Annotated in this window: 21 protein-coding genes; 11 read left to right on the forward strand and 10 right to left on the reverse strand. The window is 63.5% G+C overall.

Annotated features, from left to right (window positions below):
• Positions 1-10 precede the first annotated feature (10 nt).
• From pcaH to K9B37_RS16590, 6 genes are read left to right on the forward strand one after another with little or no spacing between them, the layout of a single operon-like run.
• Entirely contained in the window at positions 11-736 is a 726-nt protein-coding gene (gene pcaH, locus K9B37_RS16565; protein WP_224314649.1) for a protocatechuate 3,4-dioxygenase subunit beta, read from the forward strand.
• The gene (gene pcaG, locus K9B37_RS16570; RefSeq protein WP_224314650.1) at positions 736-1,362 is read left to right on the forward strand and encodes a protocatechuate 3,4-dioxygenase subunit alpha; all 627 of its coding nucleotides are present in this window, start codon (positions 736-738) and stop codon (positions 1,360-1,362) included. The genes pcaH and pcaG overlap by 1 nt, the downstream gene beginning before the upstream one ends.
• A gap of 20 nt (positions 1,363-1,382) precedes the next feature.
• A complete protein-coding gene (locus K9B37_RS16575; protein ID WP_224314651.1) occupies positions 1,383-2,228 on the forward strand; it encodes a CoA transferase subunit A in 846 nt (281 codons plus the stop codon).
• A gap of 4 nt (positions 2,229-2,232) precedes the next feature.
• Complete coding sequence (locus tag K9B37_RS16580) at positions 2,233-3,018, forward strand: CoA-transferase subunit beta (RefSeq protein WP_224314652.1); 786 nt, start codon at positions 2,233-2,235, stop codon at positions 3,016-3,018.
• A 2-nt stretch (positions 3,019-3,020) separates the two neighbouring features.
• Entirely contained in the window at positions 3,021-4,226 is a 1,206-nt protein-coding gene (gene pcaF, locus K9B37_RS16585; RefSeq protein WP_224314653.1) for a 3-oxoadipyl-CoA thiolase, read from the forward strand.
• A 10-nt stretch (positions 4,227-4,236) separates the two neighbouring features.
• Complete coding sequence (locus K9B37_RS16590; protein ID WP_224314654.1) at positions 4,237-5,313, forward strand: 3-carboxy-cis,cis-muconate cycloisomerase; 1,077 nt, start codon at positions 4,237-4,239, stop codon at positions 5,311-5,313.
• A gap of 196 nt (positions 5,314-5,509) precedes the next feature.
• On the opposite strand, the gene K9B37_RS16595 is transcribed toward K9B37_RS16590, so the two are convergent.
• The gene (locus K9B37_RS16595) at positions 5,510-6,385 is read right to left on the reverse strand and encodes a helix-turn-helix domain-containing protein (protein ID WP_224314655.1); all 876 of its coding nucleotides are present in this window, start codon (positions 6,383-6,385) and stop codon (positions 5,510-5,512) included.
• A gap of 134 nt (positions 6,386-6,519) precedes the next feature.
• Between K9B37_RS16595 and pobA the strand changes: the two genes are divergently transcribed.
• Positions 6,520-7,689: a 4-hydroxybenzoate 3-monooxygenase gene (gene pobA / locus K9B37_RS16600; protein ID WP_224314656.1), complete on the forward strand. Its 1,170-nt coding sequence runs from the start codon at positions 6,520-6,522 to the stop codon at positions 7,687-7,689.
• An 8-nt stretch (positions 7,690-7,697) separates the two neighbouring features.
• Here pobA and K9B37_RS16605 read toward each other — a convergent pair whose 3' ends face one another.
• Entirely contained in the window at positions 7,698-8,333 is a 636-nt protein-coding gene (locus K9B37_RS16605; RefSeq protein WP_224314657.1) for a glutathione S-transferase N-terminal domain-containing protein, read from the reverse strand.
• A gap of 82 nt (positions 8,334-8,415) precedes the next feature.
• Here K9B37_RS16605 and K9B37_RS16610 point away from each other — a divergent pair, with 82 nt between their 5' ends.
• Positions 8,416-9,063, forward strand: coding sequence for a TetR/AcrR family transcriptional regulator (locus K9B37_RS16610; RefSeq protein WP_224314658.1), 648 nt, complete (start codon positions 8,416-8,418; stop codon positions 9,061-9,063).
• A 162-nt stretch (positions 9,064-9,225) separates the two neighbouring features.
• Positions 9,226-10,608: an amidase gene (locus tag K9B37_RS16615; protein ID WP_224314736.1), complete on the forward strand. Its 1,383-nt coding sequence runs from the start codon at positions 9,226-9,228 to the stop codon at positions 10,606-10,608.
• 3 nt (positions 10,609-10,611) lie between these two features.
• Here the strand turns inward: K9B37_RS16615 and K9B37_RS16620 are convergent, their stop codons facing one another.
• Positions 10,612-11,379, reverse strand: a complete 768-nt coding sequence (locus K9B37_RS16620) for a prolipoprotein diacylglyceryl transferase (RefSeq protein ID WP_224314659.1) — start codon at positions 11,377-11,379, stop codon at positions 10,612-10,614.
• Between the two features lie 261 nt (positions 11,380-11,640).
• Here K9B37_RS16620 and K9B37_RS16625 point away from each other — a divergent pair, with 261 nt between their 5' ends.
• Positions 11,641-12,648 (forward strand): LLM class flavin-dependent oxidoreductase, encoded by a 1,008-nt coding sequence (locus tag K9B37_RS16625; protein ID WP_224314660.1) that lies wholly within the window; start codon positions 11,641-11,643, stop codon positions 12,646-12,648.
• Positions 12,649-12,660: 12 nt separating this feature from the next.
• On the opposite strand, the gene K9B37_RS16630 is transcribed toward K9B37_RS16625, so the two are convergent.
• The 7 genes from K9B37_RS16630 to K9B37_RS16660 form a co-directional block, all read right to left on the reverse strand.
• A complete protein-coding gene (locus tag K9B37_RS16630; protein ID WP_224314661.1) occupies positions 12,661-13,497 on the reverse strand; it encodes an ABC transporter permease in 837 nt (278 codons plus the stop codon).
• Entirely contained in the window at positions 13,494-14,441 is a 948-nt protein-coding gene (locus tag K9B37_RS16635) for an ABC transporter permease (RefSeq protein ID WP_224314662.1), read from the reverse strand. The genes K9B37_RS16630 and K9B37_RS16635 overlap by 4 nt, the downstream gene beginning before the upstream one ends.
• 246 nt (positions 14,442-14,687) lie before the next feature.
• Entirely contained in the window at positions 14,688-16,169 is a 1,482-nt protein-coding gene (locus K9B37_RS16640; RefSeq protein ID WP_224314663.1) for an ABC transporter substrate-binding protein, read from the reverse strand.
• 212 nt (positions 16,170-16,381) lie between these two features.
• Entirely contained in the window at positions 16,382-17,131 is a 750-nt protein-coding gene (locus K9B37_RS16645; RefSeq protein WP_224314664.1) for a glucose 1-dehydrogenase, read from the reverse strand.
• A 30-nt stretch (positions 17,132-17,161) separates the two neighbouring features.
• Positions 17,162-18,634, reverse strand: a complete 1,473-nt coding sequence (locus K9B37_RS16650) for an aldehyde dehydrogenase family protein (protein WP_439651742.1) — start codon at positions 18,632-18,634, stop codon at positions 17,162-17,164.
• A 14-nt stretch (positions 18,635-18,648) separates the two neighbouring features.
• Positions 18,649-20,262, reverse strand: coding sequence for an ABC transporter ATP-binding protein (locus tag K9B37_RS16655; protein ID WP_224314665.1), 1,614 nt, complete (start codon positions 20,260-20,262; stop codon positions 18,649-18,651).
• A 125-nt stretch (positions 20,263-20,387) separates the two neighbouring features.
• Positions 20,388-22,427 (reverse strand): sensor histidine kinase, encoded by a 2,040-nt coding sequence (locus tag K9B37_RS16660; RefSeq protein ID WP_224314666.1) that lies wholly within the window; start codon positions 22,425-22,427, stop codon positions 20,388-20,390.
• A gap of 112 nt (positions 22,428-22,539) precedes the next feature.
• Here K9B37_RS16660 and K9B37_RS16665 point away from each other — a divergent pair, with 112 nt between their 5' ends.
• On the forward strand, positions 22,540-24,351 hold the full coding sequence (locus tag K9B37_RS16665) for an ABC-F family ATP-binding cassette domain-containing protein (protein ID WP_224314667.1): 1,812 nt from the start codon (positions 22,540-22,542) through the stop codon (positions 24,349-24,351).
• Positions 24,352-24,368 lie beyond the last annotated feature (17 nt).

Consider the following 24,368-nt stretch of genomic DNA (forward strand, 5'->3'; position numbering starts at 1 on the left):
AGGACGAGCGATGTCTGAGGACGGAACGTATTATCAGCGGGACCGGAGCTGGCACCCGCCGGCGTACACGCCGCAATACAAGACTTCGGTGCTCCGCGCGCCGCAATATCCGCTTCTTTCCCTCGAGAACACGATCTCCGAAATGACCGGGCCCGTCTTCGGGCACGATAAGCTCGGGCCGCTCGACAACGACCTCATCCGGAATTACGCCAAGACCGGTGATCCGATCGGCCAGCGCATCATCGTCTATGGCCGCGTGCTCGATGAGAACGCGCGCCCCGTGCCGGGCGCCTTGCTGGAGTTCTGGCAGGCCAATGCCGGCGGGCGCTATCGCCACAGGAAGGAAAGCTATCTTGCCGCCCTCGACCCGAATTTTGGCGGTTGCGGACGCACGATCACAGATCAGGAAGGCCATTACCGGTTCAGGACCATCAAGCCGGGCGCCTATCCCTGGCCGAACGGCGTCAACGACTGGCGACCGGCGCACATTCACTTCTCGGTCTTCGGCCATGCCTTCGCGCAGCGCCTGATCACGCAGATGTATTTCGAAGGCGATCCGATGATCTGGCAATGCCCGATCGTCTCGACCATTCCGGACAAGGAAGCCATTCGGCAGCTGATCGCAGCGCTCGACCGCAACAACACCATTCACATGGACGCGCTGGCCTACAAGTTCGACATCGTGCTGCGAGGCCGCCGCTCGACCCTGTTCGAGAACCGCATGGAGGGCAACTGATGGTCCAGAGGCTCGGTCACCTGAAGGAGTCGCCCTCGCAGACGGCGGGACCTTACGTCCATATCGGCGCGACGCCGAATTGGGTCGAGATCACCGGCGTGTGGCAGGAGGATCTGGGCCTCGTCCTCGTCGGCCCCGAGGCGAAGGGCGAGCGCATCATCGTCAAGGGCCGGATCTTCGACGGCAGCGGAACCCCGCTCAAGGATGCGCTGATCGAGATCTGGCAGGCCGACGCGGCCGGCCTCTACAACGCACCGCAGGAGCGGCGCGGGCGGGCCGACCCCCATTTCGTCGGCTGGGGACGCCAGTCAACGGACGGTGTGACCGGCGAATTCAGTTTCGAGACGATCAAGCCGGGCCGCGTTCCGTTCAGCGACGGGCGGATGATGGCGCCGCACATCACGTTCTGGATCGTGGCGCGCGGCATCAATATCGGCCTGCATACCCGGATGTATTTCGGCGACGAGGAAGCCGCGAATGCGGAATGCCCGGTCCTCGCGCGCATCGAGCATAAGGTGCGGGTGCCGACGCTGATCGCGCCGCGCACGGAAGAGAACGGTCTGGCGACCTACACCTTCGACATCCGCCTGCAGGGCGACAACGAAACCGTCTTCTTCGATATCTGACAGACTTTCGAAAGCGTATCATGGCCAAGTTTCAAAGCCTCAAGGAGGCCGTTGCCGACAATTTGCGCGACGGAGACACCGTTGCCTTCGAGGGCTTCACGCATCTCATTCCCCATGCGGCCGCGCACGAGGTTATCCGCCAGGGCATCAAGGACCTGACGCTGATCCGCATGACGCCGGACATCATCTACGACCAGCTCATCGGCATGGGACTCGCGAAGAAGGTCGTTTTCTCCTACGCGGGCAACCCCGGCGTCGGACTCCTGCGCCGCATGCGGGATGCGATCGAGAACAAATGGCCCCGCGCCATCGAGACCGTCGAGCACAGCCACGCGGCGATGGCCAACGCCTATGAAGCGGGAGCGGCGGGACTGCCATGCGCGGTTTTCCGGGGCTATCGCGGCGCTGGGTTGAAGGAGGTCAATCCGGCGATCAAGAGCGTCGTCTGTCCCTTCACGGGCGAGGAGCTGGCCGCGGTGCCCGCACACCGGCCCGACGTGACCTTCATCCACGCTCAGAAGGCGAGCCGGCGCGGAGACGTGCTCATCGAAGGCATCATCGGCGTGCAGAAGGAGGCGGTTCTCGCCGCCAAGCGGGCCGTCGTGACCGTGGAGGAGATCGTCGACGATTTCAATGACCTGCACCCCAATCTCTGCGTCCTGCCGCATTGGACCGTGACGTCTTTGGTGCATGTGCCGGGCGGCGCGCACCCCTCCTATACCCATGGCTATTACAGCCGCGACAACGCTTCCTATCTCGAATGGGACAAGATCTCCGCCGACCGCGATCTCTTCACCCAGTGGATGAAGGCGAACGTGCTCGACGTGGGGCCCGACGTGTTTGCATCCCGTGTGAAGGGGCTTTGAGGAAATGACCGTGTCCGCTTTCACCCCCAACGAGATGATGACCATCGCGGCCTCGCGCGCGCTTTCCAACGACGATGTCTGCTTCGTCGGCATCGGCGCTCCTTCCGCCGCTTGCAACGTCGCGCGTCTCACGCATGCTCCCGACATCACCCTGATCTATGAGAGCGGCACCATCGGCACCGCGCCGGACGTGCTGCCGCTCTCCATCGGCGACGGCGAGTTGTGCGAAACCGCGCTCACCACCGTCTCGGTCCCGGAAATGTTCCGGTACTGGCTGCAGGGCGGGCGCATCTCCATCGGCTTCCTGGGAGCCGCGCAGCTCGACCGCTTCGGCAACATCAATACCACGGTCATCGGCGACTATCATCATCCCAAGGTGCGCCTGCCGGGAGGCGGCGGCGCGCCGGAAATCGCGACCTCCTGTAAGGAGGTGTTTATCACCATGAAGCAGGCGACCCGCGGCATGGTGGAGAAGATCGATTTTTACACGTCCTTCGGGCACGGAGACGGCGGCGATCATCGCAAGCGCCTCGGCATCGACACCAAGGGGCCGACCTTGCTCATCACCGATCTCGCGCTCTGGAAGCCGGACCCGGAGAGCAAGGAATTCACCGTGGTTTCCATGCATCCTGGCGTCACGCGCGAGCAGGTGCAGGAGACTTGTGGCTGGAGGGTGCGCTTTGCGGAGCGCGTCGAGGAAACACCGCCGCCCACCGCGCTGGAGCTGACGACGCTTCGCGATCTGCAGGCCCGCACCGAGGGGGCCCATAGCGGCAAGAAGGGAGCCTGAACATGCCTGAGGCGTATATCTGCGCATACGTGCGCACGCCAATCGGCCGCTACGGCGGCAGCCTGTCCTCGGTGCGCGCGGACGATCTCGGTGCCGTTCCGCTGAAGGCATTGATGGAGCGCCATCCGACTGTCGATTTCGAAGCCGTCGACGACGTCATCTTCGGTTGCGCCAATCAGGCCGGCGAGGACAACCGCAACGTCGCGCGCATGGCGCTGCTACTGTCAGGTCTGCCCACGACAGTTCCAGGCACCACCATCAATCGCCTCTGTGGCTCGGGCATGGACGCGGTGATCGCCGCCTCCCGCGCCATCCGGGCGGGCGAGGCCGAGCTGATGATCGCCGGCGGCGTGGAAAGCATGTCCCGCGCGCCCTTCGTCATGCCGAAGGCGGACACCGCTTTCTCGCGAGCCAACGAGATCCACGACACCACCATCGGCTGGCGCTTCGTCAATCCTGTCATGAAGGCGCAATACGGCATCGATTCCATGCCCGAGACCGGCGAGAACGTGGCCGAGGATTTCCGCGTGTCCCGCGAGGATCAGGACGCCTTCGCCGTGCGCTCGCAGAAGAAGGCTGCCGCCGCGCAAGGCAATGGCCGTCTGGCGCAGGAGATCGTCCCGGTCACGATTCCGCAGCGCAAGGGCGATCCGCGCATCGTCGACAAGGACGAGCATCCCCGCGGCGACACGACCCTGGAGGCGCTGGCCAAGTTGTCCACGCCGTTCCGCAAGAATGGCACGGTGACGGCGGGCAATGCCTCCGGCGTCAATGACGGCGCTGCTGCGCTGATCGTCGCCTCCGAGGCTGCCATGCGAAAGTATGGTCTTGAGCCGATCGCGCGCGTTCTCGGCGGGGCGACGGCGGGTGTTCCGCCGCGCATCATGGGGATGGGGCCGGCGCCGGCGACGAAGAAGCTTTGTGCACGCCTCGGCTTGAAGCCCGCCGACTTCGATGTCATCGAGCTCAACGAAGCGTTTGCCAGCCAGGGCATCGCCGTCCTACGCGAACTCGGCATTCCTGAGGATGCCGGGCATGTGAACCCGAATGGTGGCGCGATCGCACTCGGCCATCCGCTCGGCATGTCAGGGGCGCGGATCACCGGGACGGCGGCTCTGGAGCTGAAACTGAGCGGGAGGAAGCGGGCGCTCGCCACCATGTGCATCGGCGTCGGTCAGGGCATTTCCATCGCCCTCGAGGCCGTCTAGGCTCTGGATCATGACCGGCAGCGGACTTCCATTTCCGATCCTGCAAGCCCTCGTCGGGGACGAGGAGGTCGGTGCCTTCTTCTCCAACGAGGCCGAGCTTGCCGCCATGCTCAGGGTGGAGGTCGCGCTTGCCGAGGCGGAGGCGGAACTCGGGCTGATCGGCGAAGATGCGGCCGACCGGATCGCGAGCGCATGCAAAGGATTCGTGCCGGATTGGAACGCCTTGGCGAAAGGGCTCGCGCAGGACGGGGTGGCGGTGCCTGAATTCGTCAGGCAATTGCGCCGGGCCGTCGGCGAGCCGCACGACAAGGCCGTTCATCTCGGAGCCACCAGCCAGGATATCGTCGATACGGCGCTGATCCTGCGGTTGAAGGATCTGGCGGCCGTGTTCAGCCGGCGCATCGAGACGCTGATCGATGCCTTGCAACGCCTGGGGGAGAGGGACGGCTCAATCGCGCTCATGGCGCATACGCGCATGCAGCGGGCCCTGCCTTTCACGGCGGCGGACAAGATCAAGACGTGGATTCAACCTCTGGAGCGCCACGCGGAAACCCTGCGCGAACTGCTCCCGCGTCTCCTGGTGATCCAGCTCGGCGGTCCCGTGGGGACGCGGGCCGAGCTGCGCGACCATGGCGATGCCGTGGCCGATTCCATGGCCGAGAGGCTTGGTCTCGGCTTTGCGCCGGCCTGGCACGCGCAGCGGGACAGGATCGGTGAGTTCGGCGCGTGGCTGTCACTTCTCTCGGGAACGCTCGGCAAGTTCGGGCAAGACCTCGCTCTGATGGCGCAGAACGAGGTCGGTGAAGTCGCGCTCCCTGGTGGAGGTGGCTCCTCCGCCATGGCGCACAAGTCGAATCCGGTTCAGGCCGAGGTGCTCGTGGCACTGGCTCGCTTCAACGTGGGATTGGTGGGCATCCTGCACCAGGGATTGGTTCACGAGAACGAACGTTCGGGTACGGCCTGGACTTTGGAGTGGCTCGTTCTGCCGCAGATGGCCGTTGCGGCCGGGGCTGGCCTCGCCAAGGCCCATGCGCTGGCGGAGGGCATGCGATTTGTAGCGTCTGCCCCACCGGAGCGGAAAGCCTAGACGCTTCCACTGTCATTCCGGGACAGCTCGGAGAGCTGGGCCCGACCCGTAGGGCCACGCGAAGCGGGGAAACCCATGACCATCAATGTATGACAAAAGAGCGCAGCGATTGCCGCCGCGTGCTCCTGCACCGCCAGTGTTTGTAGGTTCCGGGCTCCGCTACGCGGCCCCGGAATGACAGTGGATTACTCAGGTTTCATCCCTTGCGCATGGCACGAAACGCCATGGGAGTCTGGCCGGTCTGACGCTTGAAGAAGCGGTTGAAATACGACGGGTCCTCGAAGGCGAGCGCCAGGGCGATCTCCTTGGCACTCAAGGATGTGAAGGTGAGATAACGCCGGGCCTCGAGAGCGAGGCGCTGCTGAATGATGCCGAGCGCCGTCTCGCCCAACTGGTCGCGGCAAATCCGGTTAAGATGCGTCGCCGTCAGGCCGAGGCGACGGGCGTAGTCCGCGACGGGCTTGTGCGTGCGGAAATCCTGATCGACCATTTGGCGAAAGCGGCCGAGATGCTGCAGCGCTCTGTCCCTCGGGCCCGAAAGAGCCTCACGGCCATGCCCCTGCAGGCGATACAAGGCGACCAGCGCGAGTGCCAGATGCGCTTCGACGGCGGCGAGCCGGCCGGGGGCTTGGCTACCGAGCTCGTCGGCAATGGCAGCGACATGATTTTCGAGGGCTGATGCGGCTTCCGGTTTCTGTGCGAGCGAAACGACCCGCACGGAATCGAAAGCTTCGAGAAGATTCTTCGCAGCATCGAGGACGGACGGCAATCTGTTCTCGAACAGCGTCAGCACCACGCCTTCCACATCCGGCGTGAACCTGTAGCCATGCACCACCATGGCGGGCAGGGTGACGATGCAGGGCGCATGAAGGACGCGATGCTGTTCGTCGTGAATGAAATCAGCCTGTCCATTCGCCAAATACAGGATCTGAAACAGGTGCTCATGCCGGTGTGGCTCGATCACGTAATTGTGCAAGCGGCTGCGAAATTGAATCGTTTCGCAATGAATCCAGTCGACGCTCGGATCGTCTTTGTATTCGCCATAAAGGGCATAGGTCGGAATCGTCGTCATCGAGCACGCAGGTTTGTTCCGGATGTTCGAATTGTCCTATGCAATGCCTGCTTTGTCCATTGGCCCATAGGGCGCCGCTGAGCCATTTATCGTCCAATAGATGCAGCGCAAAGCTGCCGTTGGAGGAAGCGACCATGCGTACCCAGGTAGCCATCGTCGGCGCCGGTCCGGCCGGTCTTCTTCTTGGGCAACTCCTGGAGCAGCACGGAATCGACACCGTGATCCTGGAACGGCGCAGCCAGGATTATGTTCTGAGCCGCATTCGCGCAGGCGTGTTGGAGCAGGGCAGCGTCGATCTCCTCGACAAGGCCGGCGTCGGCACGCGCATGCATGGAGAGGGCCTCGTCCACGACGGCGTGGAATTCTGCTTCGACGGCGACAAGTATCGCTTCAATTTCCGGGAACTGATCGGGCGCACCGTCATGGTCTACGGGCAGACCGAGGTGACGCGCGATCTGATGCATGCCCGCGAAGCTTCCGGCGCCAAGACGATTTATGAAGCCGAGGATGTGTCGCTCCATGCCTTCGATGGCGACCATCCGAAAGTCCGCTACGTCAAGGACGGCGTCGAGCACGACATCAGCTGCGACTTCATCGCTGGCTGCGACGGCTATCACGGGATTTCCCGCGCGAGCGTACCGGAAGAGGCGTTGCGGACCTTCGAGCGCGTCTATCCGTTCGGCTGGCTGGGCGTCCTCGTCGACCGTCCACCCGTCGCCGACGAGCTGATCTATGCTCATCACGCGCGTGGCTTCGCGCTGTGTTCCATGCGGTCCCCGACGCGCAGCCGCTACTACGTTCAGGTGCCGGCCAATGAGGCCATCGACTCCTGGTCCGACGACCGCTTCTGGGACGAACTGCGCCGACGTGTGGATCCAGAGACGGCAGACAACTTAGTGACCGGACCGTCCATCGAGAAATCCATCGCGCCCTTGCGCAGCTTCGTGGCCGAGCCGCTTCGGTTCGGCCGTCTGTTCCTGGCGGGCGATGCTGCGCATATCGTGCCGCCGACCGGCGCAAAAGGGCTCAATCTGGCGCTCAATGATGTCGGGTGTCTCGCGGAATCCTTCACCGAATTCTACCGCGACAAGTCGTCGGCAGGCATCGACCATTATTCGGAGCGGGTCCTGAAACGCGTCTGGAAGGCCGAGCGCTTCTCCTGGTGGATGACCTCGATCCTTCACACGTTCCCTGACACCGACACGTTCGGCAGACGGATCCAGCGCGCGGAGTTCGACTATCTCGTCGGCTCCAAGGCTGCGCAATGCGCGCTGGCCGAAAACTACACCGGGCTCCCGGTGTAGTTCGTGTGTCAGGCCGCCTTGTGGCGCTCCTGTTCGAGGGCGTAGAGAGCGCCTTCCTCCGCCAGCGCGCGTGCGATGCTCGGCCGCTTCTTCAGGCGGACATAATAGTCGTGAACCGCCGGCCATTTCTCGAGGTCGACCGGGGTAGCGATCTTCCAGTTCAGGACGGTCACGAGATAGGCATCGGCGACGCTGAACCGGTCGAGCAGGAATTCCCGGTCTGTCAGATGGGCGTTGAGATAGGCGAGGCGGCTGTCGCCCTTCGCGAGCGTCCGCGTTTTCATCTCCTCCGGCATCGTCGGATCGAAGAGCGGAATGAACAGCGCCTTGTGCAGCTCCGTGCCAATGAAGCACAGCCATTGATGCAGGCGCGAGCGGGCCATGCCGTCGGAGGGGGCGAGACCAGCGTCAGGGAAGCGGTCCGCGATGTATTGTAGGATCGCGGCATTCTCGGTGAGGACCTCTCCGTCATCGGTCCTGATCGCCGGCACCAGGCCAAGCGGGTTGACGGTCATGAAGTCCTCCCCGTCGAGGGTGAACTTGCTCAAAGGGTCGACTTCCCGGAAACGCGCAGACGCATCAGCCTCGTAGAGCGCGATGCGGGAGGCCATCGAGCAGGCGAGGGGGGAGAAGTAGAGATCCATGACAGGGCTCGCAGGTTGAATTTTTGTACCGACCCGCATAAATTATTCCCCGGGAAAGGCGCGTCAAGGAATTTCTTTCGAAATGGTACAAAAAAGAGAAGAAGCGGCGCCCAAGCGGCGCGGCCGGCCTCGAGCCTACGATCCCGACGCTGCTCTCCAGAGCGCCCTCGAAGCGTTCTGGAGTGCGGGCTATTCGGGGACTTCCCTGGATGACATCGCTGGGGCAACGGGCATGAACCGTCCGAGCCTCTATGCCGCCTTCGGGGACAAGCACGATCTCTATGTGAAGGCTCTCAACCGCTATTGGACATTGGGTTTCGAGGCGATGCGCGACGCGCTCGCCAACGCGCGTCCGGTCTCCGAGGAGATCATGGACGTCTATGAGCGGGCTCTGTCGATCTACTTCTCCGGCGACGGCCCACCGCGCGGCTGTTTCGCGATCGGCACCGCCACCACGGAGGCCGTGTTGCATCCCGAGATCCGGTTCGCTTTCGCGGCGGGTTTGGAGACGCTCGACAAGGCATTCGAGGAGCGTATTCGCCTTGCGCAGGAGAAGGGTGAGGTGCGTCAGGATGCCGATCCCGAGGCGCTGGCGATGCTGGCCTCCTCGACCTTGCATACGATCGCCATCCGGGCCCGCCTGGGAACGCCGCGCGCGGCGCTGCGGAGGCTGGCGCAAAAGGCGGTCGGCATAATCTGCGAAGGTCCTACGAAAGGAGCCAAACGCTGATCGATCGCGGCCCTGCGGCCAGGGCTCCGCAGGTCTTCGCGGAAAGCGGTTTACGCTGGAAGGGCGATGACGCAGCATGGGCTCCGACGAATCCGAAAACGGACCGAGGAGAACGGACACTTGAGCGCGCCATCCCTTTCACATTCTGCGTCGACGGGCCGTTTGACAGATCCGGCGGACTGGACGGCAGCGGAGATGCTTGAGGCCTTCGCCAGCAGACAGGTCTCTCCCGTGGAGGTCGCAAGGTCTGTCATCGCGCGTATCGAGGCATACGAACCCAAGCTCCAGGCGCTGTATGCCTTCGATCCCGATGGGGTGATGGCGGATGCGAAGGCCTCCGAGGCGCGCTGGATTCACGGGGAGGCGAAGCCGCTCGACGGCATCCCGGCGACGATCAAGGAGAACATCGCCACGCGCGGCACGCCGGTGCCGCTCGGAACCGCCGCGCGCGATCTGGTGCCGGCAGCTGAGGACGCACCTCCGGCAGCCCGGCTGCGCGAGGACGGCGTCGTCATTCTCGCCAAGACGACGATGCCGGATTACGGAATGCTGTCGTCAGGCCTTTCAAGCTTCCATCCGCTGGCCCGCAATCCATGGAATCTGTCCAAGAATCCTGGCGGCAGTTCCGCCGGTGCGGGCGCTGCGGCGGCGGCGGGCTATGGGCCATTCCATATCGGCACCGATATTGGCGGCTCGATCCGCCTGCCGGCCGGGTGGTGCGGCGTATTCGGGTTGAAGCCGAGCTTCGGCCGCATTCCGATCGATCCGGCCTATTACGGTCGCGTCGCAGGACCGATGACGCGCACGGTGCACGATGCGGCGCTCATGATGAGAAGCCTCGTGCGTCCGGATGTGCGTGACACGATGAGCTTGCCTTTCCAGGAACTGCCCTGGCTCGACCTCGAAATCGACGTCGCGGGGCTGAAGATCGGCGTGATGATGGAAGCGGGCATCGGCATTTCACTCGACGCGGAGGTTCGCACCTGCATCGAGAAAGCCGTGAAGAAGTTTGCGGCCGCCGGCGCCGTGATCGAAGAGATCCCGCCTTTCGTGACGCGGGAGATGTTGGATGGCTTGGACGATTTCTGGCGGCAGCGAGCCTGGATGGACATCGGCGCTCTCGACGAGGAGCAGCGCTCACGGGTTCTTCCCTATATCCTCGCCTGGGCCGAAGGCGGAAAATCGCTGACCGGCAGCGAGGTCTATTCCGGCATGAACCAGATGATGGTGATGCGCCATGCAGCGGTTGCCGCAACGAAGGACTTCGATTTTGTCCTGTCGCCCGTTGCGCCCGTCGTCGCCTATCAGGCGGAACTCGCTTCCCCGGTCCACGATCCGGAGGAGCCGTTCGAGCATATCGGCTATACGGTGGCCTTCAACATGTCGGACCAGCCGGCCGCGTCGGTCAATGCCGGGTTTACCGCGGCAGGGCTGCCCATCGGGCTGCAGATTATCGGCCGGCGCTTCGACGATATCGGCGTGATGCGCGTCAGCCGGGCCTGGGAGCGCATGCGGGACGCCCAGAGGCCCTGGCCGACGCCATGAACCTCAATGTTGCGTGGGGGCGATGCTGGCAGCGTCGGCCCGCGTCGTCGATCCGGTCGTCTCCTCCGGAGCGGCTTTGCGGATCTGCTTCACGAAATCCGTGAGGCTTCCCGAGCTGTCCTGTTCGAAGGCGAGCTTCTCCACCATCCCGGTATCGAACGGCTCCTCCTGGATCGAGCCGTCGGACATGATGATGGTCTTGATGCCCGATCCAACATCGAAGGAGACCGACTTCACCATCGGCTTGGCGACAACCTGCGTCTCGGGTTCCGGTGTCGTCGTCATGGACAGCGACTTCGCCGTCGCCGGCTGCTTGTCGTCCTGCGCTTGTGTGGCAGTTTGGCTCTGCTCTGGCCCCTCCTGATCAGCATCCGGTGCGCGTGCCTGCTCATCGGAAGACTTCTGAGGCTGCGCCTCTTTCCGGGAGGCCGAACGTTCCTGCTTCCTTGCGGCATCCGCGGCGTCCTGCTCGGCGAGCACCTGCTCGAGATGAGCCTTGGTATTCGCGGCTTCCATCTGCGCCTCCGATCCGAAGACCGACACGAGCGGCGTCGCGGTCTTTTCCGCTTCGGCCTTCGTGCGGGCTGCATCCGCCGCATTGGCGGCTTCGATGCGTTTTCTGGCTGATTCGACCTGTTGCGGATCGTTCGTTTCGTAGGTGTAGCGCTTGCCGTTGATCTCGTAAGATGCTTTTCGGGCCTCTGCGCTCCCGCACAATAGCGGCAGGGCCAGTACGGTGGCTCCTAGGCTCGTCCATATGTTTTTGTTCATGCCATCGGTCCTCGCGATGGTTAAAACTCAGTTAATGATTATGGCCTCCATATGACGTAGCGGTAGCTGCGGCTGATACGTTGCAACACTCGCATTGGAGCGAATGCGACAAAAGAAACGTTATCCAGATCCATTGGTCGCCCGCTGACTGAAGGAAGTGGTAGCGCCGGGCTTGCATCCGCCGTGCACCAACCTGATCTGATAGAACGCCCGTGTCGCCGATCCTCGGCCCCCTGACGTCCGTCACCAAGGTTGTCCGCCATGCCCCCGATTTCCGTTCTCGATCTTGCGCCGGTTCCCGAAGGTTCCGTCCCCGCGGATGCCTTGCGCAATACCTTGGACCTGGCGCAACACGCGGAGAAATGGGGATACCAACGCTATTGGCTGGCCGAGCACCACAACATGGTGGGGATTGCCAGCGCTGCGACGAGCATCGTCATCGCGCATGTGGCAGGAGGAACGAAGACCATCCGCGTCGGGGCAGGGGGCATCATGCTTCCAAATCACGCGCCGCTGATCATCGCCGAGCAGTTCGGTACCCTGGAAGCGCTGTTTCCCGGCCGCATCGATCTCGGTGTCGGACGGGCGCCGGGAACGGATCAAATGACCCTCCGTGCCCTGCGGCGGGATCCGATGAGCGCCGATACCTTTCCGCAGGATGTGGTGGAGCTCCAGGCTTTGCTCGGAGCGCTTCAGCCCGGGCAGGCGGTGCAGGCCGTGCCGGGGACGGATTCGCACGTGCCGATCTGGATCCTGGGATCGAGCCTCTTCGGCGCGCAACTCGCGGCCATGCTCGGGTTGCCATACGCCTTCGCGTCGCACTTCGCGCCGAATGCGCTGCTGCAGGCGCTCCAGGTCTATCGCGAGCGTTTCCAGCCTTCGAAACAGCTCGACCGTCCTTATGCGATGGTGGGGCTGAACGTGATCGCCGCGGAAACGGACGAGGAGGCGCGCCATCTCTTCACGTCGCCGCAGCAGCAATTCACCAACCTGTTCCGCGGCGCGCGCGGGAAGCTGCGGCCGCCGATCGACGATATCGAGAGCTACTGGACGCCCGCCGAAAAGGCTCAGGCGATGAACATGCTGGCCTGCTCCGTCGTGGGTTCCGATGCAACGATCCGGAAGGGCCTGGAAGACTTCATCGCGCAGACGCAGGCCGATGAACTGATCGTCGCCTCCGCCATCTTCGATCACGCGAAGCGTCTGCGCTCCTATGAAATCCTCGCGGATGTTCACAAGGCCATGGGCCGGGAGCCGGCGCTCGCCTGAGCGCCGCAGCTCTCAAGCCGAAGCGCTGCGGCTGCGCAGGGTCGGGTCGATGGCGTCACGCAATCCGTCTCCCAGAAGATTGAGGCCAAGCACCGACAGAGCGATGGCAAGACCGGGAGCGATGGCAAGGTGCGGAGCCTGGGACAGATAGGTCTGCGCATCGCTGAGCATGCGCCCCCAGCTCGGATTGGGCGGGCGCACGCCGAGGCCGAGATAGCTCAAGCCCGCCTCCGTGAGGATGGCCAGCGCCAGTTGGATCGTGACCTGCACGATGAGCGCGCCCGCGATGTTGGGGATCACGTCCTCCAGCGTGATGCGCAGGGGCGGCTTGCCCAGCGCCCGGGCAGCGGCGATGTAGTCGAGGGTCCAGACCTGCAGGGCGACGCCTCTCGTCACGCGGGCGAAGACCGGAATGTTGAAGACCGCAATGGCGAGAATTGCAGCCAGCGGACCGGAGCCGAGAAGCGCTCCGATCATGATGGCCGACAGAACCGCCGGAAAGGCGAACACCACGTCCGAGACGCGCATTGCGATTTCGTCGGCAAGGCCCTTCCATGCCGCAGCCGCGCAGCCGATGGCTGTGCCGATCGCGGCTCCGAGGAGAACGGCGGGCCATGCGATGGCAAGAGAGTTCCACGCGCCGGCCATCAGCATCGAAGCGACATCGCGTCCGAAATGATCCGTTCCGAGAAGGCCGACATCCAATGGCGCCTTGAGGCGCATGGCGATGCGAACGCGGGTCGGTGGTTCCGGCGTCCAGACGAGGGACAGAAGCGCGGTGCCGATGAGCAGGGCGGTCAGAATGCCGCCGATGACGAGAGCCGCGTTCGGACGCAGTCGGGATCTCATGCGCGGCTCCTCAGGCGTGGGTCGAGGATCGCGTAGCCGATATCGACGAGAAAGTTGATGACGATAACAAGGCCGGAGAAGATCAGCACGATGTCCTTGATCACCACGAGGTCGCGTTGGTTGAGCGCCTGATAGGCGAGGCGGCCGAGCCCCGGCAGATTGAACACGTTCTCGACCAGGATTGCACCGCCGAAGAAGAACGACAGCTGCAGTCCCAGGATCGTGGTGACGGGGATCAAGGCGTTAGGCACGACGTGCCGACGAAGGGTTGCGCCCCTGTCGACACCTTTCGCGCGGGCGGTGCGCACGAAATCCGCGCCGATGACTTCGAGCGTCGCGGAGCGCGTGACGCGGGTCAGAACAGCGGCTTGCGGCAGCGCGAGCGCGACGGCAGGCAACAGGAGTGCCTTGAGGCCGATCCAGAAGCCCGCATGCCATCCGGGGAAGCCTCCGGCCGGAAACCAGCCGAGCCATGTGGCGAAGAACAGGATGAACAGAATGCCGATCCAGAAATTCGGCACCGCGACACCGAGCGAGCTGAAGACCAGCACGGCCCGGTCCGTCGCCCGATCTTGGCGCGCGGCTGCCATGACGCCGAGCGGAAGCGCCAAGGCCGTGGAAATCAGAATGGCCAGCAGGCTCAAGGGGAGCGTCACGGCCATTCGTTCCGAGACCAGCGTCGATACCGGCATCTTGTAGGTGATGGATTGACCGAGATCGCCGTGGAGAAGCCCGCCGATCCAGATCATGTATCGCACGAGCGCCGGCTGATCGAGGCCAAGCTCCTGCCGCAGCGCCGCAAGCGTATCCTCCCGCGCAGAGGTGCCAAGCATGATCGCCGCGGGGTCACCCGGAAGGACCTCGAGGATCAGGAAGATCGCAAGGGACACCGCGATCAGCGTCACGATCAGCGAGACGAGGCGGGAGAGAACGAGACGCAGCATGAAATCAAGTCATCCAGCGGTGGGCAAGCGATTGCCTCCAACGTCATTCCGGGGCGAGCGGTAGCGAGAGCCCGGAACCCATAAACTCCAGTGTTGAAGGGGAGAGTTCCGGTGGCCACCGTGTCTTATCCTCGGTTGCTCGCGGTTATGGGTTCCGGGCCCAGCGCTTCGCACTGTCCCGGAATGACGGAGAAATGGTCCCGAGATGGATTGCCATTCCTGTAAGGCGCTTTGAATCCCGATCCCTCAATCCGACCACGACACCTCCGTCACGTCGTTCGCCGGAACCGGGGAGTTTTCCCAGAGGCCGCTCAGCTTCGCGTTCCACACTCCGAGCTTCGGCAGCTGGAACAGGAAGAGGGCCGGCACGTCCTCGGCAAGGATCTTCTGGGCTTCTGCATATTTGGCGAAGCGCGCGTTCTCGCTAGTCGTCCTGCCGGCATCCGCGATCAGTGCCTTGAAGCGGTCGTTCTTGTAGTTGAAGTAGTAGTTGTCGCGGGCGAAGATGTCGATGTCGAGCGGCTCCGTATGGGCCACGATGGTGACGTCGTAATCCTTGTTCTTGAAGACCTCCTCGATCCACTTGGCCGGGAATTCGGTCGGGATGATCTTCATGTCGATGCCCACTTCCGCGAACATCGCCGCGAGAAGTTCCGCCGAGCGACTGGCATAGGCCATCTGCGGGGTCTTGATGGTGATCGAGAGGCCGTTGCCGTAGCCCGCCTCGGCGAGCAGCGCCTTCGCCTTCTCCTGATCGTAGGGGATGACGCCGGTCATATCGACGAAGGCCGGATGATTGGGCGAGAAGAAGCTCCCGATCGGCTGGCCATAGCCCGAATAAGCACCTTCGACGAGAGCCTTGCGGTCGACGGCGTGCATGAGCGCACGGCGAACGCGCACATCGTTAAAGGGCTTCTTCGCATTGTTCATCCCGGCGACGACTTCGCCTTCGGTGTTGCCGGCAACCGCCGTGAAGCGCGGATCCTTCTTCAATTCGCTGAAGAGCTCGGGCGCACCGATATTCGGGAACGCATCCACGTCGCCGGCGCGCAATGCCGCGACCTGCGCTTGCGGATCGTTGATGAACCGGAAGGTGACGGTTTCGAGCTTCGTCTTGTCTGGCTGCCAGTAATCCGGGTTGCGCACGAGCTCGACGCGATCGCCGCGTGTCCACGATTTGAACTTGAACGGACCTGTGCCGACCGGATTGGCCTTGTTGTTCTCGGCCGTCTCCGGCGCGATGATGACGGCATCGCCCCAGCCGAGATAGTAGAGGAAGTTGCCCGACGTCTCCTTCAGCTTGATGACGACCGTCGCGGGGTCCGGCGTCTCGATGGAGTCGATCGGTGCGAAGATCTGTTTCTGCGCATTGGTCGAGTTCGGTGCCCGTGCCCGGTCGAATGCGAATTTCACGTCGGCCGAATCGAACGCAGAGCCGTCGTGGAACTTCACTCCGGTCTGGAGATGGAACGTATAGGTGAGCCCGTCCGGCGAAATGTCCCAGCGTTTGGCGAGAAGTGGCTGAACTTTGCCGTTCCGGTCGATCCGCACGAGACCTTCATAGAGATTGGCCCAGGTCACTTCCCGGATGGCGACGGGCGCCGCGATCGTCGGATCGAGGCCGGGCGGCTCGATGGGCATGCCGACGACGAGGGAGGTTTTCGCGGCAAGGGCCGGCCCGAAACTCGCGGAGACGATGAGGGCGGCGGCCAGTAAACGCTTCGACATGTGACGATGTCCCATCCGGTATATGACGAGCAGGGCTCGGATGGGGCAGCTTAGACGCAGTCGATTGCAGGATGGAAGATGTCTTGTGGCCGATAAGTGGGGAAGGCGAAGCCTGCCTCTCGGATGTCTCCGGGATCCATTCCTTGATGCGTAAGTCGGGGAGACCCGACTTACGTCCGAGAAGTGAAAAGAAATAAGGGACGGAGCCCCCGTCAGATACAGCGGCCGCCGTCGACCTCAAGGACGACGCCGGTGATCATGCTGGCTTCGTCCGATGCCAGATAGAGCGCGGCATTGGCGATATCCTCCGGCTTGGAGAAGCGTCCGAGCGGGATCGAATTGACGAACTGCTCCCGCTTCTGCGGGGTATCCTCGCCCATGAACGTCGCAAGGAGGGGCGTCTCGCCCGCCACGGGGGCGAGGGCGCAGACCCGGATGCGGTCGGGCGCGAGCTCAACCGCCATGGACTTGCTGATGAGATGAACCGCGCCCTTGGTGCCGTTGTACCAGGTCAGGCCCGGACGGGGGCGAATCCCGGCCGTGGAACCGACATTGATGAACACGCCGCCACCCTGGCCGCGCATCACCGGCACCGCCGCCTGGGCAAAGAGGTAGATCGACTTGACGTTGACCGCGAAGACCCGGTCAAATTCCGCTTCGTCGACCTCCAACATCGGCCGGTTCCGATGGCTGATACCGGCGTTGTTGACGACGATGTCGAGCCTTCCGAAGGTCTCGACGGTCTTTTGCACGGCAGCCTTCACGTCCGCGGCCTTCGACACGTCCGCCGCGAGCGCGAGGGCTGCTGCCCCGATCTGGCCGGCCGCAGCTTTCGCCGCTTCTTCCTTGATATCGACGACGGCGACTTTCGCGCCTTCGGCTGCGAACTTCTCGGCAATTCCCAAGCCGAAACCGGAGCCGGCGCCCGTGACGAGCGCCACCTTGCCTTCGAGGCGTTTCATGGTTCTTCCCCTGATGTGCTGATGCCGGATTTATCCGTGCGCGATGACGAGGGTCCTGGTCGTCGTGAATTCCACCAGTCCCTCGAAACCCTTTTCCCGGCCGTGGCCGGAGCGCCCGAAACCGCCGAACGGCAATTCGATGCCTCCGCCTGCGCCGTAGCAATTGACGAAAACCTGGCCGGCCCGCATGGCGCGGCCTACACGGGTCGAGCGCATGGCATCGCGGGTCCAAACACCGGCGACGAGACCATAGGCCGTGCCGTTGGCGAGGCGAACGGCCTCCGCCTCATCCTCGAACGGCGTGGCGACGAGAACGGGACCGAAGACCTCCTCCTGCGACAGAACGCTCTCGTGCGGGACCGGTGCGAAGAAGGCCGGCGCCACGTAGTAGCCTCCGGCTGGTGCATCCTCTGCAACACCGCCTGATGCCGCGACGGTCAGGCCTTCGCCCCTTCCACGCTCGAGATAGGCCTGGACGCGGCGCTGCTGCGCCTGGTTGATCATCGGGCCGAGATCCGGATTCGCTTCGGGACGCCCGGCCTTCAGAGCGCGGAAACGCTCAGAGACTGAATCGACCACCTTGTCGAAGATCCCGCGCTGGATCAGCAGGCGGCTTCCGGCCGAGCAGGTCTGGCCGCCGTTCTGGATGATGGCATTCACGAGGGTGGGAAGCGCGCGTTCGAGATCCGCGTCGTCGAACACGACCTGCGCGGACTTTCCGCCGAGTTCCAGGGTCACGCCCACATGGTTCTGTGCGGCGGCGGTCTGAACCGCCGTCCCGGTCTCGGGGCTGCCGGTGAACGACAGGAAGTCGATGCCCGGATGGGCCGCGAGGGCCGCGCCCGCCGTACGGCCGAGCCCGGTGACGACGTTGAGGGCGCCGTCCGGGAAACCGACCTCTCGCGCCAGCGATGCTACGCGGAGAATGGTGAGGGAAGCATCCTCGGCCGGCTTCACGACCGTCGCGTTGCCGGCGGCCAGGGCCGCGCCGACCGAGCGGCCGAAGATCTGCATGGGGTAGTTCCACGGCACGATGTGCCCGGTCACGCCATGGGGGACGCGCTCGACACCGATGAAATGTGTCGTGAGATAGGGGATCACGTCGCCATGCAGCTTGTCCGCAGCGCTGCCGTAGAATTCGAGATAGCGGGCGAGGGCCACCGCATCGGCGCGCGCTTGGCGAAGCGGCTTGCCGTTGTCGCAACTCTCCAGGGCCGCAAGCGCATCCGCGTCCGCTTCGACCGCCGCGGCGAGCCTGATGAGAAGGCGTCCGCGTTCGGTCGCAGTCAGGCGCGACCAGGCACCCTCGAAAGCGCCTCGCGCGGCCCGAACGGCCGCGTCGATATCCTGTTTCGTGCCGGACGCGATACGCGCGAAAACCTTGCCGTCGACGGGCGAGAGAACGTCCAGCATCTCGCCGTTCGAGGCCGGGACCGAGCGGCCGCCGATGAGATGGTGATGCACCATGTTCGGTGCGACGTTGGCGCTGACCTGATCGTTCACGTCGGCATTCCTCCTCAAGTCATTCTCTGCAGACCCGGCACGGCGGCCAGGAGCTGGCGTGTATAGGGATTCTGGGGGGCGGCAAACAGTTGCGCAGTTTCCGCCAATTCGACAATCCGGCCTTTTTGCATGACTGCCACGCGATCGCAGATCTGCGCGGCCACCCGCAGATCGTGCGTGATGAACAGGATCGCGAGACCCAGTTCTTTTTGCAGGCCGCGGATCAGCTTGAGAATGTCGGCCTGAACCGAAACGTCGAGAGCGGAGACCGCCTCGTCGGCCACCAGTACGTCCGGTCGCATGGCAAGGGCCCGGGCGATTCCGATGCGTTGGCGCTGGCCGCCGGAGAATTCATGCGGATACCGCTCGGCGGCCTGCTCGGGCAGTCCCACCGTCGCGAGAAGCGCCCGGGTCCGGGCCAGCGCGTCCTCCGGCTTTTCTCCCTGCATGATCGGTCCCTCTGAGACGATATGACCGACCGTGCGACGGGGATTGAGAGAGGTGAACGGGTCCTGGAAGACGATCTGGATCTTGCGGCGGTGAGGCCGCAGCGCTCTTTGGGACAGATCGCTGAAAGGCAGGTCGCCGATGGTAATGCGACCGCCGTCCGGTTCGATCAGCCGCAGGACACATCGCCCAACGGTCGATTTGCCGGAGCCGGATTCGCCGACGAGGCCCAGGGTCTCGCCGCGCCGGATGTCGAAGCTGACCGCGTCCGCCGCCTGAACCTCGCGGCTGTTCCTGAACCAGCCGCGCCCGCCATATGTCTTCGTCAGGGCGTCGACCTTGAGCAGGATCGGCTCGCCGGCGAGGGGCTTCGGCGGGGGAGGGATGAGAGAAGGAACCGCGGCGAGGAGGCGCTTTGTATAGGGGTGCTGCGGTCGCGTCAGGACATCCTGCACGGGCCCTTGCTCCACGAGTCTTCCCTGCTGGAGCACAGCGACCCGATCCGCGATCTCGGCGACGACGCCGAAATCATGAGTGATGAACAGAACGGCTGTGCCCTTCTTCCGGCGCAGGTTGTCCATGAGCTTGAGAACCTGTGCCTGCGTCGTCACGTCGAGGGCCGTCGTCGGTTCGTCCGCGATCAGGAGCTTGGGTTCCAGCGCCAGAGCCATGGCGATCATGACCCGCTGGCGCTGGCCGCCGGACAATTCGTGCGGATAGGCGCGGGCGATCAGCTCGGGATGGGGAAGATTGACTTCGGAAAGAAGCTCCAACGTGCGCTTTTCGCGCTCGGCCTGAGTGAGAACCCCATGCGCGCGGAATGTCTCGGCAATCTGATCCGCGATCCGCATGACGGGGTTCAGGGAGGTCATGGGTTCCTGGAACACGGTTCCCACATCCCGGCCCCTCACGTCGCACCAACCGGCTTCGGTCAGCGACAGAAGGTCGGTTCCAGCCAGCTTGATCGATCCGGACAGGATCTCGACTCCGTTCGGCAGGAGACCGATCGTTGCCATCGCGGTCATCGACTTGCCCGATCCGGATTCCCCGACGACGCAGAGCGTTTCGCCCGGCGCGATGGAAAGCGAGAGATCCTGGATCGCGTATTGACGGTCGGCGAGCCGTGGCAATCCGATGGAGAGGTTCTCGATCGACAGCACGGGGAGGCCGTCCGTTGTCATGCATCATCCTTCCTGAATGGGCCGTCGGGTTTTGGTGCGATCAATGGGATGCCCATCCTCGCCATATGGGCGCTCTCGTCAATCCGTTCTCGCTGATGCGCTCCGGTCTTCACGCGTTGCAGAGATCACTCGAGCGGAATGAGAAAATCATAGACCACCCCTGACGGTTCGAAGGCGACGACCATCCGACCGGCCATCTCTCCCTCGATGCTGCGCTGGATGAGACGTGAACCGAACCCTTTACGCTTTGGCGTCTCTGCCGGAGGACCGCCCCGTTCCCTCCAGTGAAAACTGAGAAGGGGCCGCTGCAGGTCGTCCATGATGATCGTCCATTTCAGTTCGACGATTCCCGTCGGGCTGGAGAGCGACCCGTATTTCACCGCGTTCGTCACGAGTTCGTGCAGCACCAGGCCGAAATTGATGGCATAGCGCGCCGAAAGCTTCACGCTGGGGCCTTCAATCAAGACCCGCTCGTCGCCTTTTCGGCGATAGGGCTCCAGTTCCTGCTCGACAATGTCGCGAAGATCCGCTTCGCGCCAGGAACTAAGCGTCAGCAGATCATGGGTTTTCGAGAGTGCCAGGAGTCGCCCCTCGAATGCCTCCTTGAAGGCAGGCAGATTGGGAGACGAACGCACAGTCTGGCTGGCGATGGATTGCACTGTCGCCAGCGTGTTCTTCACTCTGTGATTCAATTCGCCGAGGAGGAATCTCTGCTGGCTCTCCGCACGCTTGCGCCCCGTTACGTCGTGGAAGATTCCGACAAAGGTGATGGGGCGTCTCTCCTTGTCGAAGAAGACACGGCCTCTCGCGTTGAACCAGCGTGTCTCTCCGGCGGGCGTTATGATCCGATACTCGTCCTCGTAATTGCCATCCCCCCTGACGGCGTCCCGCATTTTCTTGAGGACCCGCTCCGCATTCTCGGGATGCATGGCGTCCTGCCATTCTGCGAGGGTGATAGCCGTCTTATGGGCCGGCAGGCCAAGCAGCAAGGCGGCCTGGGCGGATAGGCCGCCGATGCCCGTCGCATGATCGTACCACCATGTTCCCATATGGCCTGCCTCGAGAGCCAGACGGGCTTGTTCCTCGCTGGCTTGCAGGGCTCGCTGACGCTCGGCGACATCATCCATCAGGTCGTTGAAAGCCTCGGCAAGAATGCGCAGTTCGGCCGGTGCGCCTTGAGGATTGATCCGCGCTTGATAATTTCCACGCCGCCAGGAGCGGACAGCGCCGGTCATCGCCTCGAAGGGCTTGGTGATGAAGGCCCGGCTGGTCAGGGCAGAGAGAGACAGCGCCAGAACAAGGGCTGCGGCGATCAGCAGGAAGCCGCGCTTGGCCGCTTGATTGATGGCGTTGAAGGCGGGTTTCCAGGGCAAGCCGAGGGCGATGTACATATCTCGCGGCGGTGCTTCTACAGTCGCATATCCGACGATTTGCTTGATCTCGTCCCGTGTCGCCGTCTCCACCGCCTCCGTTCCGCCGCGACGCACATGAGCAAGGAAGTTTTCCGAGATCTTCTTGCCGACATACTGGGCATGCGACGGTTCCCGGGCGAGGATCGTTCCGTTGGAGTCCGCGATGGTCAGGGATCCCCCTGGGGGGAGGGCGCGGACCTTCAGGTTTTGATCGAGCCAATCGAGATCAAGGGCTGTGGCAAGTACCCCGATGACCTGCCCATCATCATCTATGATCGGAAGGGCAAAGGGGAGAACCGGATGCGTATGGACGTCCCCTTCCGGAAAGTTCGGTGCATGATGCCCGACGACGAATTGTCGCGTCGCCAACGCGTCCTGAAAATAATCGCGATGGGTAAAGGTCCGGCTCGTCGGGATCTCCGAATCCTGGCAGCGAACGGCGCCGTTGAGATCGAGGGCCACGATAGCGAGGAGATGGGGCACCTTCAGCTGCAGGGACTGCAGGTAACTGTTGCAGATCGGTTGCTGGAAGCGTCGCAACGAAGGTGTCTCATCGACGGCGATCAGGAGACTGTGAATTCCATCGAAGACCCGTTCGAGTTCGGACCCTGCCAGCTTTGCCTGGCGAACGACCAGTTCGCTGATCTCGGCTTCGCGGGCGCGGCGAAGGGATACTTCCGTGTAGGTCCAAATTACGATCGCCGGCAAAACAGAAATCAACGCCAGAAGGAGCAATCGCCTCGTCAGAGTCATGCACAGGTCCAGCCAATCAACGGCAGGGGATCATAAAGATCCCGAAGCGTCCACCCTGCGTTCCCCTTCTTCTGATCTTGCATCCGTCGTTCGGAGGTGTCACGGAGCGGAAATGGCTCCTCCCCTTCTTACCCTTCAGGACATTGCTCTCACGTTCGGCGGCACGCCCCTCATCGAGAGCGCGGACCTTTCGGTCGCCCCCGGCGAACGGACCTGCCTCGTCGGCCGCAACGGGTCCGGCAAGTCGACCCTTCTCAGGATCGCCGCCGGTTTGATCGAGCCGGACCGCGGCAAGCGCTTCGTGCAGCCCGGCGCCACGATCCGCTATCTGGCCCAGGAACCGGATCTGACCGCCTATGCCACGACCCTGGCCTATGTCGAGGCAGGACTGAGCGCGAGCGATGACCCCTATCGGGCCCGCTATCTGCTTGAACAATTGGGGCTTTCCGGCGAAGAGCGGCCTTCCGAACTATCCGGCGGCGAGGCGCGGCGCGCGGCGCTGGCGCATGTCCTCGCTCCGTCTCCGGATATCCTGCTGCTCGACGAGCCGACAAACCACCTCGACCTTCCGATCATCGAATGGCTCGAAGGCGAGCTGAAGGGCATCAGATCGGCGCTGATCCTCATCAGCCACGATCGCAGGTTCCTGGAAAACCTGTCCCAGGCGACGATTTGGCTCGATCGCGGCATCACGCGGCGCATGGACAGGAGCTTCGCCTTCTTCGAGGCATGGCGCGACGAGGTCTTGGAGCAGGAGGAGCAGGAGCGTCACAAGCTCGACCGGAAGCTGGCAGCTGAGGCGGACTGGCTGCGCTACGGAGTCACAGCCCGACGCAAGCGCAACGTCCGGCGGCTCGGCAATCTCTATGCGCTCCGTCAGCAGCGTCGCGACCAGACGCGGGCTGTCGGCACCGTATCCATGACGCTCGCGGAGGCCGAGCAGTCCGGAACGCTGGTCGTGGAGGCGGAGAAGATCTCCAAATCCTTCGGGGATCGGCCGATCGTCACGGATCTGTCGCTGCGAATCCTCCGTGGCGACCGCCTCGGCATCGTCGGGCCGAATGGCGCCGGCAAGACGACGCTGATCAATCTTCTCACCGGAATCCTGCCGCCGGACGAGGGGAGGGTGCGTCTCGGGTCCAATCTGCAGATGGTCACGCTCGATCAGCGCCGCATGAGCCTCGATCCCAATTCCACCGTCGCCGAAACCCTGACGGGCGGCCGCGGCGATACGGTGACGATCGGCGGGCAGACCAAGCATGTGATCGGCTACATGAAGGATTTCCTCTTCTCACCGGAACAGGCCCGGACATCGGTCGGCGTGCTCTCCGGCGGTGAGCGCAACAGGCTCATGTTGGCGCGGGCTCTGGCACAGCCCTCGAACCTGCTGGTGCTCGACGAGCCGACCAACGATCTCGATCTCGAAACGCTGGATCTTCTCCAGGAGATGATCACCGATTATTCCGGCACCGTGATCCTGGTCAGCCACGATCGTGACTTCCTCGACCGGACGGTCAGCTCTGTCCTCATGTCGGAGGGGAATGGCCGCTGGGTGGAATATGCCGGTGGCTATGCGGACATGGTGGCGCAGCGCGGGGAGGGCGTGCAGGCACGCGCTGTCGAGAGGGAGGCGAAGCCCAAGGCGGAGAAGGTTGCCGCCACACCGCAAGCCGCTCCGGCGTCCAAGCGAAAGCTGAGCTTCAATGAACAGCACGATCTGAAGACCTTGCCGCGTCGCCTTGAGGAGCTGGAGGCCAAGATTGCCAAGGTGCAGGAGATTCTGGCCGATCCGGATCTCTATGCCCGCGACCCCGCCCGATTCCAGAAGGCCATGGAGACGCTTGCGGCCCTGCAGAGCGACCTCGGTACTGCAGAGGAGCGCTGGCTCGAACTGGAAATGCTGCGGGAAGAGCTGGAAGGATAGCGGGTACTGACCGCTCA

The organism is Microvirga puerhi, from assembly GCF_020089865.1.
Classification (GTDB): domain Bacteria; phylum Pseudomonadota; class Alphaproteobacteria; order Rhizobiales; family Beijerinckiaceae; genus Microvirga; species Microvirga puerhi.

Coding starts and splice junctions, on each gene's coding strand:
- pcaH (WP_224314649.1), top strand. CDS start 11: ATGTCTGAGGACGGAACGTATTATCAGCGGGACCGGAGCTGGCACCCG.
- pcaG (WP_224314650.1), top strand. CDS start 736: ATGGTCCAGAGGCTCGGTCACCTGAAGGAGTCGCCCTCGCAGACGGCG.
- K9B37_RS16575 (WP_224314651.1), top strand. CDS start 1,383: ATGGCCAAGTTTCAAAGCCTCAAGGAGGCCGTTGCCGACAATTTGCGC.
- K9B37_RS16580 (WP_224314652.1), top strand. CDS start 2,233: ATGACCGTGTCCGCTTTCACCCCCAACGAGATGATGACCATCGCGGCC.
- pcaF (WP_224314653.1), top strand. CDS start 3,021: ATGCCTGAGGCGTATATCTGCGCATACGTGCGCACGCCAATCGGCCGC.
- K9B37_RS16590 (WP_224314654.1), top strand. CDS start 4,237: ATGACCGGCAGCGGACTTCCATTTCCGATCCTGCAAGCCCTCGTCGGG.
- K9B37_RS16595 (WP_224314655.1), bottom strand. CDS start 6,385: ATGACGACGATTCCGACCTATGCCCTTTATGGCGAATACAAAGACGAT.
- pobA (WP_224314656.1), top strand. CDS start 6,520: ATGCGTACCCAGGTAGCCATCGTCGGCGCCGGTCCGGCCGGTCTTCTT.
- K9B37_RS16605 (WP_224314657.1), bottom strand. CDS start 8,333: ATGGATCTCTACTTCTCCCCCCTCGCCTGCTCGATGGCCTCCCGCATC.
- K9B37_RS16610 (WP_224314658.1), top strand. CDS start 8,416: ATGGTACAAAAAAGAGAAGAAGCGGCGCCCAAGCGGCGCGGCCGGCCT.
- K9B37_RS16620 (WP_224314659.1), bottom strand. CDS start 11,379: ATGAACAAAAACATATGGACGAGCCTAGGAGCCACCGTACTGGCCCTG.
- K9B37_RS16625 (WP_224314660.1), top strand. CDS start 11,641: ATGCCCCCGATTTCCGTTCTCGATCTTGCGCCGGTTCCCGAAGGTTCC.
- K9B37_RS16630 (WP_224314661.1), bottom strand. CDS start 13,497: ATGAGATCCCGACTGCGTCCGAACGCGGCTCTCGTCATCGGCGGCATT.
- K9B37_RS16635 (WP_224314662.1), bottom strand. CDS start 14,441: ATGCTGCGTCTCGTTCTCTCCCGCCTCGTCTCGCTGATCGTGACGCTG.
- K9B37_RS16640 (WP_224314663.1), bottom strand. CDS start 16,169: ATGTCGAAGCGTTTACTGGCCGCCGCCCTCATCGTCTCCGCGAGTTTC.
- K9B37_RS16645 (WP_224314664.1), bottom strand. CDS start 17,131: ATGAAACGCCTCGAAGGCAAGGTGGCGCTCGTCACGGGCGCCGGCTCC.
- K9B37_RS16655 (WP_224314665.1), bottom strand. CDS start 20,262: ATGACAACGGACGGCCTCCCCGTGCTGTCGATCGAGAACCTCTCCATC.
- K9B37_RS16660 (WP_224314666.1), bottom strand. CDS start 22,427: ATGACTCTGACGAGGCGATTGCTCCTTCTGGCGTTGATTTCTGTTTTG.
- K9B37_RS16665 (WP_224314667.1), top strand. CDS start 22,540: ATGGCTCCTCCCCTTCTTACCCTTCAGGACATTGCTCTCACGTTCGGC.